This is a genomic window from Ornithinimicrobium sp. (assembly GCF_030537745.1).
Lineage (GTDB): Bacteria > Actinomycetota > Actinomycetes > Actinomycetales > Dermatophilaceae > Ornithinicoccus.
Window position 1 is genome coordinate 1 of record NZ_JAUNVI010000128.1, and the last position, 1665, is coordinate 1665.

The 1665-nt window shown below is 67.4% G+C and carries 2 protein-coding genes and 1 pseudogene; all 3 read left to right on the forward strand.

Translation table 11 applies throughout. The annotated features are described in order from the left end of the window. On the forward strand, positions 1–679 hold a 679-nt coding region (locus Q4P07_RS14290; RefSeq protein ID WP_303375582.1), incomplete at its 5' end, for a DUF4192 family protein. Positions 680–754: 75 nt separating this feature from the next. After that, positions 755–1162 carry a universal stress protein gene (locus Q4P07_RS14295; RefSeq protein WP_303375583.1) on the forward strand — a complete coding sequence of 136 codons (408 nt, stop codon included), beginning with the start codon at positions 755–757 and terminating at the stop codon, positions 1160–1162. A gap of 204 nt (positions 1163–1366) precedes the next feature. Then, a pseudogene (locus tag Q4P07_RS14300) lies at positions 1367–1665 on the forward strand (RNA polymerase sigma factor region1.1 domain-containing protein); the annotation flags it as partial.

Sequence of the window (1665 nt, forward strand, 5' to 3'; positions counted from 1 at the left end):
CGACGACGACCGCAGCGACGACGACCGGTGGCTGCCCCTGCCGGAGGCAGCCGATGTGCCGCTGGTCGCCGACCTGGTCCTGCAAGGGTGCAGCCCGGTCGCCACCCGCGATGAGCTCGTGGGTCGGATCCGGGATCGTGACGAGGACGCTTCGGACGCAACGCGGCTCGCGCTCGAACTGTTGCGCCTCGACCCGAGCCGGTGCGACGTGGTCGAAGCCTTGGGAGAGTTCGGGCGGTGGGTCGCGCACGGTGGGCCCGAGCTGAGCGCCCGGGCACGCGCTTGCCTCTGTCTGACCCTGCAAGATCGGACGCTCCGCGACGTGGTGCTGTCTAGGTGGGTCCCGGACCCCTTCGCCGCCGACCAGTCCCTCCTCGACGACGAAGGGGTGGCGGTGTGGGAGGTCATCCCGCCCCTGCCGGCCGCGCTTGGACCCCGCGAGACGCCCAGTGTCCATCGCCTCCTCCACCTTGCGGCCCGGGTCCCGCAGGAGTTCACCCCACCGCTCCTCACCCTGGCGGCCTTCCTGGCTTGGCACAGCGGCGATGGGTCGGTCGCCAACGAGGCGATCGAGCTCACGCTGCAGCGCGACCCCACCTATCGGCTGGCCCTCCTGCTCAACGAGGTGCTGCTCCGCGGCATACCTCCCTGGGCGATGTCCGCGGCAGAGGTCGCCTAGCAGGCCGAAGCGCCGACGGAGGAGGTGGGCGTGTAATCTCGCAGTCGTCGAAGCACCCCAGGAGGAGACTGTTCTATGTCTGTCATTGTCGGCTACATCCCCACTCGCGAGGGTCGCGCCGCGCTGCGCCAGGCCAGCGCCGAATCCAAGTTGCGCAACGTCAAGCTCATCGTCGTCAACTCCCACCGTGGTGGCCGCGACTTCGACGCCCAAGAGGCATTGCGTTTCGAGCAGGAGCTCAAGGCTGTCCAGATTGAGCTCGATGAGGCGGGCATCGAGCACGAGGTCCGTGCTCTCGTCCGTGGCAACGAGCCGGCCGAAGACCTCGTGGCTGTCGCCAATGAGAGCGATGCCCAGTGCATCGTCATCGGTCTAAGGCGTCGCACGCCGATCGGCAAACTGATCCTCGGTTCCAATGCCCAGCGCATCCTGCTCGAGGCCCAGTGCCCCGTGCTGGCGGTGAAGGCCGGCGAGGACGACTGACCCGTATTTCCGGCGCCCGACCTGCTGCGTTTGACGCTGTTGGTCGGGCGTCGGCATATCTGGGCGGAGGCTGACGTTTATAATGGGGAGCGCCGCCTGCTGATGGATGCAGGAAGGAACGACCTCCCGTCCTAGACCGACGCTCCCTCTTGCCCGGGTTCTCACCCGCGTCCTGCCACCGCTAGAAATGAGTTGGTTCTACCCGTGACACCCAAGACCACCGCCACTGCAGCCAAGGCCGCGACGGCGACCACCCTGCCGGCCGGCTTCGAGCACGATGCGCTGAAGTCCCTGCTGGCGCAGGGCACGACCAAGGGGTATGTCGAGCTAGCTCAAGTGCGTGCGGGCTTGGAGGCTGCTGGGGTCAGCACCGTGACAGCACAGAAGAAGGTCCTGCGCGTCTTTAACGACCAGGCCATTGAGGTCCGCGACGACGGCACGTCCAAGGCAGCGCCGGCCAAGAAGACTGCCGCGAAGACGACTGCTGCGAAGGCGGCGCCTGC

Coding starts and splice junctions, on each gene's coding strand:
- Q4P07_RS14295 (WP_303375583.1), top strand. CDS start 755: ATGTCTGTCATTGTCGGCTACATCCCCACTCGCGAGGGTCGCGCCGCG.